Here is a 19,315-nt window from a genome sequence, read left to right as displayed (position 1 = left end):
ATCGACGGCGCCACGGATCACCCGCGACACCGCGCGCGTCCAGCCCACGTCGAGCGCAAGCCGGGTACCGTAGGCGGGTGGCATCCGACGACGTCTTCGAGCGCACCGACGCCGACGCCCCCGCCGCGCCCGCCGTCCTGCCCGACGAGCCCGCGGGCCCGGCCGGCGTGTCCTCGGTGCTGCCTGACGCGCCCGCGCGGCGCGAGCCCGCCCCCGCGGTGACGAGCGTCGCCGAAGCGTTCGCCGCCGCCGACGCCGCGGCGGCCCCCGTGGCACCGCCGCAGTGGCGAGCGGTGTCGGCGAACGACCTGGAGGCGCAGGCGCCGTTCGACGCGCCCCCCGCGGCCGAGCCCACCGAGCCCGCAGCCGCGCCCCCGCTGCGGCGCCGCAATCGACGGACCCTGCGCGCGACCGCCGACTCCCCCCCCACCGGGACCGGTCTCACCGCACCCGCGGGCGCGCCTCTCGCGCCGGGCGCCGCCGGCGCCCCCGCACCGGTTCCCGCCGTGCCGGAGACGGTGCCGCCTGCGACGGACACCCCCGCGCGGCTCGACGAGCCGAGCGCCGCCGCCACGGTCGTGGACGCGGCACCCCGCCCGGCACTGCCCACCGAGTCGGCCCTCCTCGCGCCGCCTGCCACGGAGGAGCTCCTTCCGGAGGAACCGGCTTCTCACGAGTCGGCGTCCGACGAGCCGTCGCCTGCTGACGAGCCGTCACCCGAAGCCGAGCTTCTGGCCCTGGTCGACGAGGCGCCGCCGCTCGCCGCTCTCAGCTGGGTCGACCCCGCGACGCTGGGGACGCGCCCGAGCGCCGATGCGAGCACGACGGACCCTGCACCCGACCTTCTCCCTGCGCGCCGGCGCCGACGTGGCGCTGTCGCGGCACCGCTCGTGACGGCTGCCGTGCTCGCGGCCGGCTACGTCGGAGCGTGCGCCGTGTGGCCGCTCACCGAGGTCGCGCCCGTCGTCTCGGCCGCGACGGTCGAACCCGTCCCCGGCCACGAGCTCGCGCTCACGTGGCCCGACGTCGGCAACGCCGCGGTGGGCGCCGAGGGGATCGGAGCCGTGACGTCGATGAGCTCCGAGGCGACGCCGATGGCGAGCATCGCGAAGCTCGTCACGTCGCTGATGATCCTCGAGAAAGCGCCGCTCGCGGTGGGCGAGGAGGGCCCGTCCTACGACTTCAGCTATGCCGACAGCGTCAGCTACTGGGCGTACCGGCGCGCGAACGAGTCGGCTCTGGACGTGCCTGTCGGCGGAACCCTCACGCAGCGCCAGCTGCTCCAGGGCATCCTCATCGGCTCGGCCAACAACTACGTCGACCGTCTCACCACCGAGCTGTGGGGCTCGAGGGACGCGTTCGTGCTCGAGGTGCCGGGCTGGCTCGAAGCGCACGGACTCGAGGGGATCACGATGGTCGACGCGAGCGGGATCGGCACGGGCAACACCGCGACCCCCGAGGCCATCGTGAAGCTCGCGAGCCTGTCGCTCGCGAACCCCGTCATCGCCGAGATCGTGGCGACGCAGGAGATCGAGCTGCCGGGCGCGGGGCACGTGGAGAACACGAACCCGCTCCTCGAGCAGCCGGGCGTCGTCGGCATCAAGACCGGCGCGCTCTGGAACTCCTGGATGGCCGCGTGGAACCTCGTGACCGCGAAGAACGTCACGATCGGGCAGACGACCGTGACCACGTACGTCGCCGTGCTCGGCCAGCCGGACGCGGAGAGCCGCGATCGGGTGAGCGAGACGCTCCTGCGGGAGGTCGAGGCATCCCTGCAGTCCGGGCCGTCCGTGCCCGCCGGCACGCGCGTCGCGAGCGTCGCCACGGAGTGGGGCGCGTCTGCGGACGTCGTCACGTCCGCAGACGCCACCGTCGTGCTGTGGGACCGGGGCACCGCGGCGATCGACGCGCAGTACGACATCGAGGTGGGGCTCGCGGAGGGCGCCGAGGTGGGCAAGCTCACCGCGACGGGCCCCTTCAACTCGGCGGACGTCCCCCTCACGCTCGACAGCGAGCTGGCCGGCCCCGACCTGCTGTGGCGCCTGTCGCACCCGCTCAAGCTGCTCGGCCTCGACTGATAGGTGAGGGTATATCCCGTTGACTAGCGCCCGTGCTGCTTACTAGCGCGGGGAGCGCTAGTAAGCAGCACGAAGGCTAGTCAACGCCCTGTCATACGTCGGCGGGGGCCGGGTCCTCGCCGGGGGCGCCGGCGGCCGCCGGCACGTCGGTCGCCGCCGGGTCCGCCGCGGCGACGAGCTGCTCCTCGGCGTCGAGATCGACGGCCGCGTGCTCGAACTGCGACTGGTACAGCCGCCAGTAGGCGCCCTCGCGGCGGATGAGCTCGTCGTGGGTGCCCTTCTCGACGATGTCGCCGTGCTCCATCACGAGGATGAGGTCGGCGTCGCGGATCGTCGACAGACGGTGCGCGATGACGAACGACGTCCGTCCCTCGCGCAGCGCGGCCATCGCGTGCTGCAGCAGCAGCTCCGTGCGGGTGTCGACCGAGCTCGTCGCCTCGTCGAGGATGAGGACGCTCGGCCGCGCCACGAACGCGCGCGCGATCGTGATCAGCTGCTTCTCGCCCGCCGAGACGTTCGACGCGTCCTCCTCGAGCACGGTGTCGTAGCCGTCCGGGAGCGCGCGGACGAACCGGTCGACGTAGGTCGCCTGCGCGGCCTCGAGCACCTCCTCGTCGCTCGCCGACTGCCGGCCGTACCGGATGTTCTCCCGGATCGAGCCCGCGAACAGCCACGGGTCCTGCAGCACCATGCCGGTCCGCGAGCGCACGTCGTTGCGCGTCAGCTCGGCGATGTCCTGGCCGTCGAGCAGGATCGCGCCCCCGTCGAGCTCGTAGAACCGCATGATGAGGTTGACGAGCGTCGTCTTGCCCGCGCCGGTCGGCCCGACGATCGCGACCGTCTGTCCCGGCTCGACGCGGAACGACAGGTCGCGGATGAGGGGGCGCTCGGGGTCGTACGAGAACGAGACGTTGCGGAACTCGATGACCCCGCGACCGGCCACCGGCTCCGGCGCATCCTCGGCGTCCGGCTCCTGCTCGTCCTGGTCCAGCAGCTCGAAGACCCGCTCGGCCGAGGCCGTGCCGGACTGGACGACGGCGGCCATGCCGCCGAGCTCGGCGAGGGGCTGCGTGAATTGCTGCGAGTACTGCACGAAGGCCTGCACGTCGCCGATGCGGATCTGCCCGCCCGCCACCATCAGGCCACCCAGCACCGCGATGCCGACGTACGTGAGGCTGCCGACGAACTGCATGCCGGGCATGATGATGCCCGAGAGGAACTGCGCCTTGAACGCGGCGTCGTACAGCTCCTCGTTCTCCCGCTGGAACGCCTCGCTCGTGGCCTTCTCCCGGCCGAACACCTTCACGAGCGCGTGGCCGGAGAAGGACTCCTCCACGCGCGCGTTGAGACGCCCGACCTTGCGCCACTGGGTCTGGAAGGCCTTCTGGGAGCGGGGCCCGATCACACCGAAGATCACCGCCATGAGCGGCAGCGCGACGAGCGCGACGAGCGCGAGCTGCCACGAGATCGAGAACATCATGACGAGTACCCCGATGACGGTCAGCACCGAGGTCAGGGCGCTCGAGAGCGCCTGCTGCAGGGTCTGCGTCATGTTGTCGACGTCGTTCGTGACGCGCGAGATCAGCTCGCCCCGCTGGACGCGGTCGAAGTACGACAGCGGGAGGCGGTTGATCTTGGCCTCCACCTCCTCGCGCACACGCCACATCGTGCGGACCATGATCACGTTGATGACATAGCCCTGGAGCCAGGTCAGCAGCGCCGACCCGACGTAGATCGCGAGCACCGCGACGACCACCATCCGCAGCCGGTCGAAATCGATGCCCGACCCGATCTGGAACTCGGCCATGGCGCCGACCATGTTCGCGAGCTCCGTCTGACCGGCCGCGCGCAGCGCCTCGACGACGTCCTGCTGCGAGGTTCCCGCAGCGAACTGCTCCGCGAGTCCGCGCTGCACGACGCCCTCGAACACGATGTTCGTCGCCTCGCCGAGCACCTTCGGAGCGATCACCGCGAGCACCACGGCGACCGCGCCGAGCAGAGACACGATGCCGAACGCCCAGGCGTGCGGCCTCAGCAGCCCGATGAACCGCAGGAAGCTCTTGCCGAAGTTCGCCGCCTTGCCGGGCGCGACCGAGTCCCAGTCGCCCGCGCTCTGCCGTGCCCGCTCGGCGAGCTCGAGCTCATAGCGCTCGTCCTCGTCCAGCGGCTGCCCCGTCGTGTCCTGCGCGCTCACGCCCGCACCTCCCGTTCCTGCGAACCCGGCCCGCTGTCCTCGGCCCCCAGCTGGGACGCGACGATCTCGCGATAGGTCTCACTGCCGGCCAGCAGCTCGTCGTGCGTGCCGATGCCCGCCATGCGGCCGCCCTCGACGACGACGATGCGATCGGCGTCCGTGATGGTGGACACGCGCTGCGCCACGACGATCTTCGTCACGCCGGGAAGCTCGCGCCACAACGCCTGACGCAGTCGGGCGTCGGTCGTGAGGTCGAGTGCCGAGAACGAGTCGTCGAACAGCAGGATGGCGGGGCGGCGCACGATCGCGCGCGCGATCGCGAGGCGCTGCCGCTGGCCCCCGGAGACGTTGGTGCCGCCCTGCGCGATGCGCGAGTCGAGGCCGTCGGGCATCTGCGACACGAAGTCGCGCGCCTGCGCGATCTCGAGCGCGTGCCACAGCTCCTCGTCCGTGGCGTCCTCCCGCCCGAAGCGCAGGTTCGACGCCACGGTGCCGCTGAAGAGGAAGGGGCGCTGCGGCACCAGGCCGACGCCGCGCCACAGCGCGTCGAGGTCCGCGCGCCGCACGTCCACGCCGTGCACCTCGACGGCACCCTCCGTGGCGTCGAACAGGCGCGGGATGAGCGAGACGAGGGTCGTCTTCCCGGACCCGGTCGAGCCGACGACGGCGACGGTTTCGCCCGGGGAGGCGTGGAACGTGATCCCGTGCAGCACGGGGGACTCCGCGCCGGGGTAGGTGAAGCCGACGTCTCGGAACGCGACGCTCCCGGGTGCCGGGAAGTCGGACACGGGGTCGTCCGGACGATCGAGCGTCGACGTGCTGCGCAGCACCTCGCCGATGCGATCGGCGGAGACCGCCGCGCGCGGGATCATGATCGTCATGAACATCGCCATCAGCACGCCCATGAGGATCTGACCCACGTACTGCATGAAGGCGAAGATCGTCCCGATCTGCACGGCGCCCGCGTCGACCTCGATGCCGCCGAACCACACCACGCCCACGATCGTGACGTTGAGCACGAGCATCGCCAGCGGGAACATCAGCACGAACAGCGAGCCCACCTTGCGGCCGACGACCATGATGTCGGTGTTCGCGAGCCGGAAGCGCTCCTCCTCGATCGCCTCCCGCACGAACGCCCGCACGACGCGCACCCCCGTGAGCTGCTCGCGCATGACGCGGTTCACGGCGTCCAGCTTCTGCTGGTACGTGCGGAACAGCGGCACCATGCGGCTGATGATCAGCGTCGCGACGATGAGCAGCACCGGCACCGACACGGCGATGATCCAGCTGAGCCCGACGTCCTGGCGCAGGGCCATGATGATGCCGCCGATGGCGAGCATGGGCGCCATGACGAGCATGGTGGCGCCCATCATCGCGAGCATCTGCACCTGCTGCACGTCGTTCGTGTTGCGCGTGATGAGCGATCCCGCGCCGAACTGGGACACCTCGCGCTCGGAGAAGGCGCTCACCTTGTCGAAGACGTCGCGGCGGATGTCGCGGCCCGCGCCCATCGCGGCGCGCGCCGCGCAGAACGTCGCCGCGACCGCGAAGAGGATCTGTCCGAAGGAGATCACGACCATCAGGCCGCCGGTCGACCAGATGTAGCCGGTGTCGCCCTGAGCGACGCCGTGGTCGACGATGTCGGCGTTCAGGCGCGGCAGATACAGCGCGGCGAGCGCGCTGAGCAGCTGGAACACCAGCACGCCGAGCAGCGCCAGGCGATAGCGCGACAGATAACGGATGAGAAGCTTGCCGAGCACAGGCACTCCTGAGGGGGATTCCCGCGTCGACGACGCGGTCACCTCACCCTGCCACGGGCCGCCGACATCCCACCACCCGACGCCCGGGCGGTCCGCCCAGGGCGAAATCGCCCGCCGTGCGGGGAGGGGCCGCCGGGCGGAGGCACCCGCCGCAGCGATCGACGCGATAGCGTCTGGACATGCCCGCCCGCGCTCCGGTGCCGCACCGCGACGTCACGCGCGAGCGTACCGTCCTCCTCAATCAGCTGCTGCTCACGGGCGTCGTGCTGTTCGCCTGTCTCGTCATGCTGCTGACCGGCGAGTACCAGGATGCGACGGCCCTGGTCATCGGCTTCACGGGGATCATGGTGATCAGCGCCTTCGCCGTGACGGTGCGGTGGGAGCTGCTCCCGAGCGCCGCCACGCTCGCCATCCCCGCCGCCGACATCGTCGCGATCGCGTTCCTCCAGCTGGGTCAGCCCCTCGGCGGCCTGGGCCTCGTGTGGCTGTTCCCCGTGCTGTGGATCGCGATGAACTTCACGTGGGCCGCCACGGCCGCGGCGGTGCTGGGCACGAGCGCGATCTACTGGAGCCTCGTCGCCGGGTTCACGGACGGCTTCGAGTTGCGCGCCGTCATGCTGCCGCTCACCCTGGCCTCGATCGCTGTGTTCGGCCAGGTCATCGCGCGCCGCGCGGCCGCTCAGCGCGCGCTGCTCGCGCGACAGTCCCGGGTGCTGCAGAACGCGCTCGAGCGGGCTCGGCGGGAGGAGGCGCTCGTGACCGAGGTGCTGGACGCGGTCGACTTCGGCGTCATCCGGATCGCGCCCGACGGCGGCCTCGCGGTGACGAACGAGGCGCACGCGCGCCTGCAGGGGGACGAGACGACGGCCGCCTTCCACGCCGACGGCGTCACGCCCCTGCCCCCCGAGGATCGCCCGCTCGCCCGCGCGCGCCGCGGCGAGACGTTCGAGGGGGCGGTGATCTGGTACGGCGCCGTGGGCGACGATCGCCGGGCCCTCCACGTCACCGCCCGCCGCATGCGCGGGGGGCCGGCGGGAGAGGCCGGCGCGCTCGTCGTCTCCCGCGACGTCACGGCCGAGCTGCTGGCGCTGCGGGCCCGCGACGACCTCGTCGCGTCCGTCTCGCACGAGCTGCGTACGCCGCTCACGTCGATCCTCGGCTTCCTCGAGCTGGCCCTCGACGACCCGGATCTCCCGCCCGCCGCGCGACGCAACCTCGAGATCGCCGACCGCAACGCCGAGCGCCTGCTCGGCATCGTCTCGGACATCCTGACGGCGTCAACCGACGCGCGCGCGGGCGTCTCGCTCCGTCGGTCGGAGACGGACGTCGCCGACATCCTCCGGCACGCGGTGGAGGCGGCCGCCCCGCGCGCCCGCGAGCGCGACATCTCCATCGACGTCTCGGACGTCGAGCCGACCACGGCGTTCGCGGATCCGCAGCGGATTCGGCAGGTGGTCGACAACCTGCTCTCCAACGCAGTGCGGTACGGGCGGCACGGCGGCCACATCGAGGTGGCCTGCGCGAACGACGAGGGGGACGCCGTGATCGCGGTCAGCGACGACGGGCCGGGCATCAGCGAGGCGGAGCAGGAGCACCTGTTCGAGCGGTTCTTCCGCTCCGACTCGGTGCGCACGTCGAGCGTGCACGGCAGCGGACTGGGGCTGGCGATCTGTCACGACATCGTGCGGGCTCACGGCGGCGACATCGCCGTGCAGAGCCGGCTCGGCGAGGGCGCGACGTTCGTCGTGAGGCTCCCGGCCGCCGATCCGCGAGGAGGCGGCAGGTGATGCACCTCGACCTGCACTCGACGTCGCTGGTGGCGGCCCTCGTCGTCTTCGCCGCGGGATCGACGTTCCTGCTGGAGACCGTCACCCGCCGCGACAGCGGTGCCGGCCGGTACTGGGCCGCGTCCTTCCTCACGGGCATCCTGACCGTCTTCTGCTACCTCGTGTGGGCCTTCGAGCGCTCGCTGTGGGGCGCCGTCGCCGTCGGCAACGGCGCCTTCGCCGCGCAGATGGGGTTGATGTGGCTCGGCTGCCGGGTGTTCAACGGCCGCCTCGGCGGGCTGCCGCGCATGCTCACGGCGGCCGCCAGCCTGATCGTGTTCGCCGCGGCGCTGCTCGACGGGCCCGAGGGAGGAGACTGGGCCGGCGCGCCCGCCCTGTTCGCCGCCATCGTGGTCCTCGCCTCGCTCGGCGCCGTCGAGAGCAGGCGCGGCGCCCTGCGGCGCGCCTTCAGCGCCATCGGCCTGACCCTCGTCCTGTCGGTGGCCGCCGCGTTCTACGCCGGACGGGCGGTCGTCTTCCTCATCGTGGGCCCGGAGAGCGCACTGTTCCGCGAGTGGTTCGACACGAACGCCACCTCGCTGCTGACGGCAGCGCTCACGGTGGTCGCGGTCGTGTCCACGTCGGTGCTCCGCCTGCAATCGCTCGGCGCACCGCCCCCCACCCTCGAGCTGCGTCCCGCGGACGCCTCGCCGCGCGACCCGCTTCCGCGTCACGTCTTCGACGTGGTGCTGCGCGATCTCGTCTCGCGAGCGCGCGACGTCGAGGCCGACGTGGCGGTGATCGCCTTCCGCATCGAGGACCTGCGCGCCCTGTCGGCCGCCTTCGGACCGGCGGTCACCGAGCCGATCGAGTCGGGCTGGCGATCCAGCGTGCGGCGGCACGCGCCGCTCGACGCCGCGGTGGGGCACCTCGACGCGCACACGATCGCCGTGTCGCTGGTCCTGCCCGATCCCGGTGAGGGGATCCGCGTGGCGCAGCACGTGCAGCGATGCCTGCTGGACGATCTGCTGGCCGCGGACGACGTGGTGCTGCCCACGGTCGGCGTGGGCGTCGCGGTGAGCGCGGGCGCGACGGCCCGCGCCCGCGCGCTCGTCGAGGCCGCCCGGGAGGCCGCGGGACGCTCCGCGTCGTCGCCCGACGCGGAGGTGGCGCTGACCGAGCTCTGAGTCAGCGCGCCGTGAGGCGGTAACCGACCCCGCGGACGGTCTCGATCCAGCGGGGCCGCGTGGCCGACTCCCCCAGCTTCCGGCGGAGGTTCGCCATGTGGACCTCGATCGCGCGCAGGTCGTGGTCGCTGACGAACTGTCCGCGGCTTTCGTCCCGCAGGGCCAGCGAGAGCTGATGCTTCGAGACGACGCGCACGCCCGCGCGCAGCAGCTTTTCGAGGAGGTCGAACTCGGTCCGCGTCAGCTCCAGCGCCTCGCCCTCGACCGTCACGACGCGCATGTCCGGGTGCAGACGCACCCCGCGGTGCTCGAGCCAGCCGACCTCCGCCGGCGGCGACGCGCTGTCGGGCGCCGGCGCGACGACCGCCGTCGGCACCCGGGGCCGTCGCATCATCGCCTCGACGCGGGCGCGCAGCTCTCGCGGACGGAAGGGCTTCGTGAGGTAGTCGTCCGCCCCCGCCTGCAGACCCTGGAGCACATCGATCTCGTCGGCGCGCGCGGTCAGCATGACCAGATACGTCACGCTGATGGCCCGGATCCGCTTGGCCGTCTCGAATCCGTCGATCCCCGGCATGCTGAGATCCAGAGTGGTCACGAGCGGCTGATGCTCCTGCACGAGCCGCACCCCCTCCAGTCCTGTGGACGCAGAGTGCACCTCGAAGCCCGCCTGCACGAGCACCTCGTTGATGAGCACTCGGATGTCCTCGTCGTCCTCGACGACGACGGCGACGCGGGGGTGCTCCACGGCCCTGCCTTCCGACGCCCGGTTCGATTCCGGCCGCCACGATATCGCAGAACCGCTCCCGGAATGCGCCCACGCTGACACGGGCGCGGTCGGGACGGTGCAGCCGGGGTACACCGCAGCGATCGCAGTGGCGCGACGTGGAAGTGATGGCGGCCGTGCGACAGGGCGATTCGTGGGGGGTGCTTCCTGTCGCGGGACGGCTCGTTCGGGTCCCGCCGTCACGGCCGCCATCAGGTAGAAACCTACGGGCGTAGCCTCAATCCCGGCTCAAGTTCGCCCTAAGGATGCCTTCAGATTTGTCCCCCGAATGGGGGACACGCTCGAGTGCTCTCAGCGACGGGGCGGAAGCTCGAGGCTCTCCGCGAGCAGCTCGAGCGCGCCGAGCGGGTCGTCCCCCAGCGCCTGCGCGCTGACGTGATCGGCCCCGGCATCCAGGTGCGCCCGCAGCCCCGCGACGCCGGCGTCGACCGTGGGGTTGGAAGCGACCGCGTCGATCAGGTCGTCCGAGCCCCCTCCCTCGAACTGGCTCTCGTCCACGCCGTGGCGCACAAGCGCGCCGACGTAGTTCTCGAGCCGGAAGTAGCGCTTGAGGTATGCGCGGGCGGTGGCGCGCGCCGCGTCCGCGTCGTCGGCGATCGCGATCTTCTGCTCGGGCGCCAGGAGCGCGCCGGGCCGGGCGGCGTCCATGACGGCGCGGGCGTGACGCGTGTGGGCCGGAACCGTGAGGTAGGGATGGGCGCCGAGGGAGCGCTCCGCGGCGAGCGCGAGCGTGCGGTCGCCGAGCGCGGCGAGCAGACGCTGATCGGGGCCGACGCCCTCGGCGTCGAGCACGTCGAGGTACGCCGCGAGCGAGGCGAGCGGACGGACGCGCTCCGCGGTCGCCTCACGGTGACCGGAGCCGATCCCCAGCACGAAGCGTCCGGGGTGGTGCTCGTCGATGCGGCGGAAGGACCGCGCGACGGTCACCGCATCGTCCTTCCAGATGTTCACGATCCCGGTGGCGATCACGATCGCCTCGGTCGCGTCCAGCAGCTCCTCGACGATGCCCAGGTCGCCGCTCGGCGACCCGCCGATCCACAGCGTGCCGTAGCCCAGCGCTTCGACACGACGCGCGAAGGGCGCGTCGAGCAGCGCCGCGCCGCGCCACACGCCGAACGTACCGAAGTCAGCCGCCTGCGTCATGCCGCCAGTCTGCCAGCGCGCCGACCGGGCCTCAATGCGCGCGGCGGTCCGCCGTGCCCGAGGGTCAGTCGAACAGCGCCCGTGCCGGCTCGTGGGCGAAGGCCTCTCCGACGATCTCCGCCGGCACATCCGCGAGGTCCGCCGGATTCCACCGCGGGGAGCGGTCCTTGTCGACGAGCTGCGCCCGGATGCCCTCCGCCATGTCCGGCTGCGTCGCCATGAACCACGACACGAGGCCGTACTCCTGCTCGAGCGCGGCGCGCAGGCCGGGCAGCGCGCGCGAGGACCGCACGGCGGCGAGCGACACGACCAGTCCGGTCGGCGAGCGCTCGGCGAGCGCGGCGAGCGCGTCGGACGGGGGGACCCCGTCGCCGTCGGCACCGCCCGCGGAGCGCTCGAACTCGCGGAGCCGCGCCACGATCTCCGGCACGGTGTCGGCGGCGAACGCCTCGTCGATCCAGGCTCGCGCGCGCTCGATCGGGCCCGGCTCCGGAGTCTCGTCGAACAGCATCGCGAGCTCCGCCGGGGTGGCCGGATCGGCGCGGGTGACGAGCGCGTCGTGGAGCGAGGCCAGGCGCTGCGCCGGCACGACGTGGTCGGCGAACCCGGCGTGGACGGCGTCGGCGGGACCCATGACCCAGCTCGTCAGGGCGAGGAACTCTCCGACCCTGCCGGGTGCGCGGCCCAGCAGCCACGACCCGCCGGCGTCCGGGGTGAAGCCCAGCCGCGTCTCGGGCATCGCCAGCTGCGAGGTCTCCGTGACGATCCGCACGTGCGCGTGGCCGGCGATGCCGATGCCCCCGCCCATGGTCACACCGTCGGCGAAGGCGACCACCGGCTTGGGGTACTCGGCGATCGCGGCGTTCATGGTGTACTCCGCGCGGAAGAACTCATCCGGCCCCGCGACGTCCCCCGCCGCGAGCGCGGCGTGAAGACCCCGCACGTCGCCGCCGGCGCTGAAGCCCCTCGTCCCCGCCCCGTCGAACAGCACGACCTGGACGTCGGGATCGTCGAGCCATGCGTCGAGCACCGAGCGGATCGCACGCACCATGGCGGTGTCGACGGCGTTGATCGCCTCGGGCCGGTTCAGCGTGATCGTCCCCAGCCCGCCCCGGCGGCGCGCGAGGATGCGGGGGTCGTCCGTGGGCCAGGTCACACCGCAACGTTACCCGGCGCGCGCGGCCCCTCCGGCGGCCGCCCGCCGGGCCCCGACCGCGCCCGGAAACCGCCGGATCCCCAGGATCGGCGGAATATCCGCCAAGATAAGCGGAAGACCTGAACACCCAGAGAGGGAGCGGATGACGGACGGCAAGGTGCTCGAGTTCCGGGGAGTCACGAAGATCTTCGGCGACGTCGCGGCGGTATCCGACTTCACGGCGCGCGTGGAACCCGGCGCGGTCACCGGCTTCGTCGGGCCCAACGGAGCGGGCAAGACGACGACGCTCCGGATCCTCCTCGGCGAGATCCGGCCCACCTCCGGAACGGCCACGATCGGCGGGGTGCCCTACAGCGGTCTCTCGCGCCCCCGCTCCGAGGTCGGCGCGGTCCTCGAGCACCCGCAGTTCCGTCCGCGGCGCACGGCCGCCAAGCACCTCACCGCCGTCGCCCGCGCCGCGGGCGTATCCTCGGCCCGGGTCGCCGAGGTGCTCGATGTCGTGGGCCTCAGCGACGTGGCCACCATGCGCATCGCGGGATTCTCCCTGGGGATGCGCCAGCGGCTGGGCATCGCGGAGGCCCTGCTGGGCGATCCGGGGGTGCTCGTCTTCGATGAGCCGGCGAACGGTCTGGATCCCGAGGGCATCCGCTGGATGCGCCTGCTGATGCGGCGCCTCGCGGACGAGGGCCGCACCGTGCTCATGTCCTCGCACGTGCTCGCCGAGGTGCAGCAGGTGGCCGACGACGTGCTGATCATCTCGAACGGCCGGCTGCTGTTCAGCGGCGGGATCGAGCAGCTCGCCTCGCACGAGGGCACCGTGGTGGCGGTCGACTCCCCGGACCGCGCCGGCCTGCGCGACGCGCTCGCGGCGAAGGGGCTGAGCTTCGAGCTGCTGCGCTCGGGTATCAACGTGCACGGCGCGACCACGACGGAGATCGGCGTGCTCGCCGCGGAGGCGGGAGTGCCGCTGTCCTCACTGCAGCCGCGCATCCAGAGCCTCGAGGACGTGTTCCTCAAGATCGTCTCCGGGGAATGGACCGGGTCGCCCGGGGAGGGCGCCGGGGAGGGCGTGCCCGCGGAGCCGGAGGCCGCAAAGCCCGAGGCCGCGGAGCCCGAGGCCGCGGAGCCGGAGGCCGCAGAGCCGGAGGCGGACACGCCGGCGGAGACGGACGCCGCGAACGCGGGGGACGCCGGGGACATCGCGTCGGAGGCGTCGGCGGATGGCGCGTCGCCCGATGCGGAGACGACGGACGACGCGCCCGAGACCGCGCCGGCCGCGCCGGTCGTCGACGCCGCGGGTGCACCCGTCGCCGCCGTGGACGAACTGCCCTTCGTCGCGACGACGGTCGACGCCGAGGTCGCCACCGACGACGTGCGCTCGACCGAGGTCGCGGACGACGATCCGACCGGCGACAGCAGCGGTTCCACCGAGGATGCGCCCGCTCACGCCGCCGAGCTGGGCGGCCCGACTCCGGAGATCGAGCGTGCGGTCGCCGCGGGGGAGGCCGAGCTGATCGCCGCGTCGCTGCCGGGCGAGCAGCCCACGCCGGGCTGGCTCCCCCGCCGCGACGAGGACGACATCCCGCATCCCGCGGCCGAGGACGCCGACGATCCCGACGCTCTCGAGACGGCCGACTCGGTCATCGAGCTGCCCTCGGGCCCCGAGGAGGACACGGGCGGCGAGCAGGACGGCCCCCGTCCCGAGCCGAGCTTCGACGCGCTCCTCCACGGTTCGTCTCCCGCCACCGGCGCCGAGGACGGTGATCGCCCGTCCGGACCCTTCGCGGCGGCGTTGGGCGAGGCCGCCCAGGCGGAGACCCGCGATGCACTCGAGTCCGTCACCGTGACGGAGACGGACGCGCCCCGTGCCGACGACCCTCACCCCGACTCGCCGCGCCACGACGAGCAGGAGCGCGGCGACGACGACCCGGACGGGCACCCTAAGGGCTGAGCGCTTCCCCCACCCATCCCGGCACCGCCATAAGTTCCCGGATGTCGTCGACGAGCCGCGCCGTATGGAACCCGTCGGCGGATGCATGGTGCACCTGGACGGCCAGCGGCATGAACGTGCGCCCGTCGCGTTCGACGTGCCGGCCGATCGTGAAGATGGGCAGCAGGTGCCGGGTGCCGTTGTCGATCTGGAGCGAGAACCCGGTGAAGTGCGTCCACGGCACGCTCGAGACGTCGAACACGTCGGGCGGTAGCTCGCCCTGCGGGAACATCGTGGTCGCGGATGCCGCATCCGCGAGCACCTCGGCAGTGCGGTCGTGGAAAGCAGCGAAGTCCGTGTCGTACTGCGACCAGACCGCAGCGAACGTCTCGCGCGCCGCGTTGAACACGGTGAACGCCGGATGCACGACGGGCCATGTCGCGGGCGCGCCGGCCTCGGTGAGCGCCATCCGGAACTCACGGCGACGATTGACGGCGTTCGCGATCGCCCAGATCTGCGCGATGTACGTCTTGCGTCCTGTGCGTCGCAGCGCAGCGAGGAGCCGGGTCACGTCGATCTCGACGGTGATGGCGTAGGTGCACGGCACCTGCACGCGGTAGTACTCGAACGTCTCGCGGCGCGTCCACGTTTCGAGGTCGATCGGCTCGGGCAGGATCATCCGCCCATCCTCGCAGCACCGCGACGAGCGCACGGGCGGCTCAGACTTCGGCGTCGTCCTGGTCCAGGTGGAGCGCCTTGGCGAGCGCCAGCCCGTGCCGCGTCGACAGCACGAGCCGCTCGAAGCGATCGTCTCCGTCGAGGTCGATCACGACGCCGGGGCGGCCGTGCCGGATCGCGACGAAGTCGCGGCCCTGCGCCGAGCGCCACGTGCCGAGCGACAGCAGCCGCGGCACGTGCGTGCCCGGCGACCTCACGCCGCGCAGCCACGTCGCGGGTTCGTCAGTGAGCTGCAGCCTCGCGATCGCCCCGCGGTCGACGCGGATGTTGCCGCTCTGCGCGGCGAGCACGCGTTCCGTCCGCGTGAGCACGACCTCCAGCTGCGTCCGGTCGAGCAGCAGAGTCACCATGAACCCATCCTGCCAGGGGCGTCCCGTCCGGCAGGCCCCGCAATCTCACGGGAACGCAACGATCGCAGAGGATCGCCGCATCGCGACGGATCCCGCCCGATCCGATGCCCAGCGGGTCCCGCCGGTGCGAGACTGAAGCGATGACACTCGTCGACCGGGAGATCACGCCGCGCCTCGAGGCCGCGCTCGCACGAGCCGCGGACGGCGCTCGCCTGGACGTCGACGATGCGACGACGCTGCTGGGGGCCCGTGGCGACGCGCTTGAGCGGCTGCTCGACGCCGCCGCTCGCGTGCGCGACGCAGGCCTGGCGGCGATCGGCCGCCCCGGCGTCATGACGTACTCGCGCAAGGTGTTCATCCCGCTCACCACGCTGTGCCGTGACCGGTGCCACTACTGCGTGTTCGTCGACACCCCGGCACAGCTGCGGGCGCAGCACCGGCCCGAGTACATGTCGCGCACCCAGGTGCTCGCCGTGGCGCGCCAGGGCCAGGCCCTCGGTTGCAAGGAGGCGCTGCTGACCCTGGGCGACCGGCCCGAGGACCGGTGGCCCGAAGCGCGCGCGTGGCTCGACCGGCACGGCTATGCGTCGACGCTCGAGTACGTCGCGGACATGGCGCGGCTCATCACCGCGCACACGGGCCTGCTGCCCCACCTCAACCCCGGCGTCATGACGGCGGCGGAGCTCGCGATGCTGCGCCCCGTGGCCCCGTCCATGGGCGTCATGCTGGAGACGACGTCCCGGCGGCTGTACGAGGAGCGCGGCCAGGTGCACTTCGGTTCGCCGGACAAGGACCCCGCGGTGCGCCTGCGGCTGCTCGAGGATGCCGGCGCGGCCCGCGTCCCGTTCACCACCGGGGTCCTCGTCGGCATCGGCGAGACCCTGCGGGACCGCGCCGAGTCCCTGCTCGCCCTGCGTGCGACCCACGAGCGCCACGGGCACCTGCAAGAGGTGATCGTCCAGAACTTCCGGGCCAAGCCGCGCACCGCGATGCGGGACGCGCCGGACGCGGAGCTGATCGAGTACGCAGCGACCGTCGCCGTCGCGCGGCTCGTGATGGGACCGGGCATGCGCATCCAGGTGCCGCCCAACCTCTCCGACCCGCAGGAGTTCGAGCTGCTGGTGCGGGCCGGAGCCGACGACTGGGGCGGCGTCTCACCCCTCACCGCGGATCACGTCAACCCCGAGCGCCCCTGGCCCCACCTGGACGACCTGGCGGCACGCACGGGCGAGCTCGGGTTCGCGCTCCGCGAGCGGCTGACGGCGCACCCGCCGTACCTGGACGATGCGTGGCTCGATCCGGCGATCCGTGCCGCGACGTACGCGCTGCGCGACCCCGCGACCGGCCTCGCCCGCGTCGGCGCAGGCGGCGCCGTGATACGTCCGGAGGGCGCGGCGCGACCCTCCCCCCAGCACGGCGGCGGTGCATCCGGGACGGACGCCTTCCGCGCGTTGCTGGATCGCGCGGCGGCGGATCCCGCATCGCTCGATGACGCGGAGTGGGAGCGGCTGCTGCGCGCCGAGGGCCCGGAGGTCGACGCCCTCGCCGCCACGGCGGACGACGTGCGCCGATACACGGTCGGAGACGCGGTCAGCGCCGTCGCGAACCGGAACGTCGCGACCACCGGCTTCCGCCGCGTCGCGACCGGCGAGCCGGGCACCTACGACCTCGCGGCGCTCGCCGAGCTCGCTCGCGACGCGGTCGAGCTCGGTCTGACCGAGATCTGCGTCCAGGGTCTGGTCGCCGCCGGCGAGGACGCCGAGTCGTACCTCGACGTGGCCCGGACCCTGAAGCATGCCGCACCCGGAATACACCTGCACGCCTTCCGTCCGCAGGACGTCGCCGACCTGGCGGACCGCTCCGGGCTGGGCCTGGCGGGCGCGCTGGAGGCGATGCGGGAGGCCGGGGTCGACACCGTGCCCGGCACGGGCGTGAAGATCCTGAGCGAACGGGTCCGGCGACTCGTGGCGCCCGCAGACCTCGAGATCGAGCGCTGGCGCGAGGGCATCGTCGCCGCGCACCGCGCCGGGTTCCGCTCGACGTCGGTCCTGTTCTACGGGCACGTCGAGACCGCGGCGGAGCGGATCGCGCACCTGCGCGAGCTCGCGGCCATCCAGCGCATCGCGCGCGGCTTCACCGAGTTCGTGCCGATCCCGCTGCCGCCGCCGCTGGGAGGCGGCGTCGCGCTCGTGACGGGACGCGAGCCGCTCGACGAGCACCGGGCGATGGTGGCCGTCTCGCGCCTGTTCCTGTCGGGCACGATCCCGCACATCCAGATCCCGTGGACACGGCACGGCATACCCGCGGCCGTCGAGCTCCTCCGCTGCGGCGGCGACGACCTGGGCGGCACGCTGCTCGACGGGCGCGTGCTCCCCGAGGCCGGCGTCGAGCACGGGCTCGAGCTGCCCCTCCCCGAGGCCCGGCGCATCGCCCGAGGCCTGTTCCGCCCGTTCCGCCAGCGATCGACGACGTACGGGGAGGTCAGCGTGGTGCGGCCGGTGCGCGGCGGCCGTCGCGGCGGCGACGATTCCGAAGGGATCCGCGGACCCGAAGAGGGAGTGCCGCGATGATCCCTTCGCAATCGCAGATCCCTTCGCCTGTGCGACGGGGGACCGGCGCCGGGGCCGTGGAGACCGTGATCGTGGGAGCGGGCTTCGCCGGCATCGCGGCGGCGCTGGCGCTGCGAGCGGCGGGCCGGGACGACTTCGTCATCCTCGAGCGCGCACATGCCGTAGGCGGCACGTGGCGGGACAACACCTATCCCGGCGTGGCATGCGACGTGCCGGCGCCCCTGTACGGCCTGTCCACCCACCCGTGGCCGGGATGGTCGCGAGCGTTCGCGCCGGGTGCCGAGATCCGCGAGTACCTCGAGCGCGTCGTCCGTGTGGAGGGGCTCGACCAGAACCTGCGGCTCGGAACGGCGCTGATCGACGCCCGGTGGCACGACGATCGCTGGCAGGTCGCGACCGGTGAGGGCGTGATGGAGGCGACCCACCTCGTGCTCGCGTGCGGGCGGCTGACCGAGCCGGCGCTGCCCGCGCTGCCGGGACTCGAGACCTTCCCGGGACGCGCCTTCCACTCGGCGCGCTGGGACCATGACGCGCCGATCGACGGCGCACGGATCGCCGTGGTCGGCACGGGAGCCAGCGCGGTGCAGCTCGTGCCGGAGCTGGCCCGACGGGGCGCCGAGGTCACGCTGTTCCAGCGGACGCCCGCGTGGATCGTCCCACGCGGCGACCATCCGTACGAGGAGACGGAGCGGGCCGCGTGGGCCGCGCGACCCGCCGAACTCTCGCGGCTGCGGCACGCCCTCTACGCGGAGGGCGAGGCGCGGTACGCGTCCCGCGCCGGCGACGCCGAGGCCGCGCGGGAGGCGCGCGCGGCCGCCCTAAGCCACCTGCGCGCCCAGGTCCCCGACGAGCGGCTGCGCACGCAGCTCACACCGGACTACGCGTTCGGGTGCAAGCGCGTGCTGCTGAGCGACGACTTCTATCCCGCCCTCGCGAGCGGGCGCGTGCGCCTCGAGCCCTCGGCGCTGGCCGGCGTCGAGCGCGGCACGCTCGTCGCCGCGAGCGCCGCCCGCCACGAGGCGGACGTGCTGGTGCTCGCCACCGGCTTCGAGTCGGCGCGCCAGCCGTATGCCCGGCTGGTCACCGGGGAACACGGGCGCACGCTCGACGAGCACTGGGCGCACGGGATGACGTCGGTCGGATCGACCCTCGTGCACGGCTTTCCGAACCTGTTCGTGCTCAACGGCCCCAACGCGTCCCTCGGCCACAACTCGGCCGTGCTCATGATGGAGGAGCAGGCGGCGTTCGCCGCCGCTCTCATCGCCGAGGACACGACCGTGCGCGTCAGCGCGCAGGCGGAGGCCGCCTACACGCGCGAGATCGACGACCGCTCCGCCGGGACCCCCTGGGTCGCCGGTGGATGCCGCAATTGGTATACGGATCCGCGGTCGGGCCGCCTGACCCTGCTGTGGCCGGGCACCGTCTCCGCCTTCCGCGAGCGCCTCGCCCGCGTGCGGTCCGAGCTGGCCGCGGACGTGCCCGATCCGGTCCTCACCTCCTGACACCCGCCCGCGCCCGATCACCACTGCGCCCCTCACCACTGCGCCCGATCACCACTAAGGAGCAACGACATGACGGTTCCGATGCGTTTCGGCTACAAGGCGTCGTCCGAGCAGTTCGGGCCGCGCGAGCTGCTGGACTACGCCGTGCTCGCGGAGG

Annotated in this window: 13 protein-coding genes; 6 read left to right on the top strand and 7 right to left on the bottom strand. The window is 72.9% G+C overall.

Annotated features, from left to right (window positions below):
- The first annotated feature begins 77 nt into the window (after window positions 1-77).
- Window positions 78-2,078 (top strand): D-alanyl-D-alanine carboxypeptidase, encoded by a 2,001-nt coding sequence (locus IEX37_RS13295; protein ID WP_188756769.1) that lies wholly within the window; start codon window positions 78-80, stop codon window positions 2,076-2,078.
- A 91-nt stretch (window positions 2,079-2,169) separates the two neighbouring features.
- Here the strand turns inward: IEX37_RS13295 and IEX37_RS13290 are convergent, their stop codons facing one another.
- Window positions 2,170-4,272 (bottom strand): ABC transporter ATP-binding protein, encoded by a 2,103-nt coding sequence (locus IEX37_RS13290; RefSeq protein ID WP_188756768.1) that lies wholly within the window; start codon window positions 4,270-4,272, stop codon window positions 2,170-2,172.
- Entirely contained in the window at window positions 4,269-6,032 is a 1,764-nt protein-coding gene (locus tag IEX37_RS13285) for an ABC transporter ATP-binding protein (RefSeq protein WP_188756767.1), read from the bottom strand. The genes IEX37_RS13290 and IEX37_RS13285 overlap by 4 nt, the downstream gene beginning before the upstream one ends.
- Window positions 6,033-6,211: 179 nt before the next feature.
- Here IEX37_RS13285 and IEX37_RS13280 point away from each other — a divergent pair, with 179 nt between their 5' ends.
- Together IEX37_RS13280 and IEX37_RS13275 are read left to right on the top strand one after the other, a co-directional pair.
- Window positions 6,212-7,819 carry a sensor histidine kinase gene (locus IEX37_RS13280; RefSeq protein WP_188756766.1) on the top strand — a complete coding sequence of 536 codons (1,608 nt, stop codon included), beginning with the start codon at window positions 6,212-6,214 and terminating at the stop codon, window positions 7,817-7,819.
- Window positions 7,816-8,985, top strand: a complete 1,170-nt coding sequence (locus tag IEX37_RS13275) for a hypothetical protein (RefSeq protein ID WP_188756765.1) — start codon at window positions 7,816-7,818, stop codon at window positions 8,983-8,985. Before IEX37_RS13280 ends, IEX37_RS13275 begins: the two co-directional genes overlap by 4 nt.
- 1 nt (window position 8,986) lies before the next feature.
- Here IEX37_RS13275 and IEX37_RS13270 read toward each other — a convergent pair whose 3' ends face one another.
- The 3 genes from IEX37_RS13270 to IEX37_RS13260 all read right to left on the bottom strand — a co-directional run bounded on the left by IEX37_RS13270 (window position 8,987) and on the right by IEX37_RS13260 (window position 12,068).
- On the bottom strand, window positions 8,987-9,730 hold the full coding sequence (locus IEX37_RS13270; protein WP_188756764.1) for a response regulator transcription factor: 744 nt from the start codon (window positions 9,728-9,730) through the stop codon (window positions 8,987-8,989).
- Window positions 9,731-10,060: 330 nt separating this feature from the next.
- Window positions 10,061-10,912, bottom strand: a complete 852-nt coding sequence (locus tag IEX37_RS13265; protein ID WP_188756763.1) for a TIGR03620 family F420-dependent LLM class oxidoreductase — start codon at window positions 10,910-10,912, stop codon at window positions 10,061-10,063.
- A gap of 64 nt (window positions 10,913-10,976) precedes the next feature.
- Window positions 10,977-12,068: an enoyl-CoA hydratase/isomerase family protein gene (locus tag IEX37_RS13260; RefSeq protein WP_188756762.1), complete on the bottom strand. Its 1,092-nt coding sequence runs from the start codon at window positions 12,066-12,068 to the stop codon at window positions 10,977-10,979.
- 142 nt (window positions 12,069-12,210) lie between these two features.
- Here IEX37_RS13260 and IEX37_RS16000 point away from each other — a divergent pair, with 142 nt between their 5' ends.
- Window positions 12,211-14,019, top strand: a complete 1,809-nt coding sequence (locus tag IEX37_RS16000) for an ATP-binding cassette domain-containing protein (protein WP_229663262.1) — start codon at window positions 12,211-12,213, stop codon at window positions 14,017-14,019.
- Here the strand turns inward: IEX37_RS16000 and IEX37_RS13250 are convergent.
- A complete protein-coding gene (locus IEX37_RS13250; RefSeq protein ID WP_188756761.1) occupies window positions 14,009-14,677 on the bottom strand; it encodes a CatA-like O-acetyltransferase in 669 nt (222 codons plus the stop codon). The two genes, IEX37_RS16000 and IEX37_RS13250, sit on opposite strands and share 11 nt — an antisense overlap.
- Window positions 14,678-14,717: 40 nt before the next feature.
- On the bottom strand, window positions 14,718-15,086 hold the full coding sequence (locus IEX37_RS13245) for a hypothetical protein (RefSeq protein ID WP_188756760.1): 369 nt from the start codon (window positions 15,084-15,086) through the stop codon (window positions 14,718-14,720).
- A gap of 140 nt (window positions 15,087-15,226) precedes the next feature.
- Between IEX37_RS13245 and cofG the strand changes: the two genes are divergently transcribed.
- The gene (gene cofG, locus IEX37_RS13240; RefSeq protein WP_188756759.1) at window positions 15,227-17,656 is read left to right on the top strand and encodes a 7,8-didemethyl-8-hydroxy-5-deazariboflavin synthase CofG; all 2,430 of its coding nucleotides are present in this window, start codon (window positions 15,227-15,229) and stop codon (window positions 17,654-17,656) included.
- A complete protein-coding gene (locus IEX37_RS13235) occupies window positions 17,653-19,158 on the top strand; it encodes a flavin-containing monooxygenase (RefSeq protein ID WP_188756758.1) in 1,506 nt (501 codons plus the stop codon). Before cofG ends, IEX37_RS13235 begins: the two co-directional genes overlap by 4 nt.
- Window positions 19,159-19,315 lie beyond the last annotated feature (157 nt).

The organism is Microbacterium album (assembly GCF_014643695.1).
GTDB lineage: Bacteria > Actinomycetota > Actinomycetes > Actinomycetales > Microbacteriaceae > Microbacterium > Microbacterium album.
Note: the sequence above shows the minus strand (reverse complement) of the source record. Positions and strands in the feature narration are given on the sequence as shown.

Excerpts from the sequence above, each read along its gene's own strand:
- IEX37_RS13280 (WP_188756766.1), top strand. The coding sequence starts at position 6,212 with ATGCCCGCCCGCGCTCCGGTGCCGCACCGCGACGTCACGCGCGAGCGT.
- IEX37_RS13265 (WP_188756763.1), bottom strand. The coding sequence starts at position 10,912 with ATGACGCAGGCGGCTGACTTCGGTACGTTCGGCGTGTGGCGCGGCGCG.
- IEX37_RS16000 (WP_229663262.1), top strand. The coding sequence starts at position 12,211 with ATGACGGACGGCAAGGTGCTCGAGTTCCGGGGAGTCACGAAGATCTTC.
- IEX37_RS13250 (WP_188756761.1), bottom strand. The coding sequence starts at position 14,677 with ATGATCCTGCCCGAGCCGATCGACCTCGAAACGTGGACGCGCCGCGAG.
- IEX37_RS13245 (WP_188756760.1), bottom strand. The coding sequence starts at position 15,086 with ATGGTGACTCTGCTGCTCGACCGGACGCAGCTGGAGGTCGTGCTCACG.
- cofG (WP_188756759.1), top strand. The coding sequence starts at position 15,227 with ATGACACTCGTCGACCGGGAGATCACGCCGCGCCTCGAGGCCGCGCTC.
- IEX37_RS13235 (WP_188756758.1), top strand. The coding sequence starts at position 17,653 with ATGATCCCTTCGCAATCGCAGATCCCTTCGCCTGTGCGACGGGGGACC.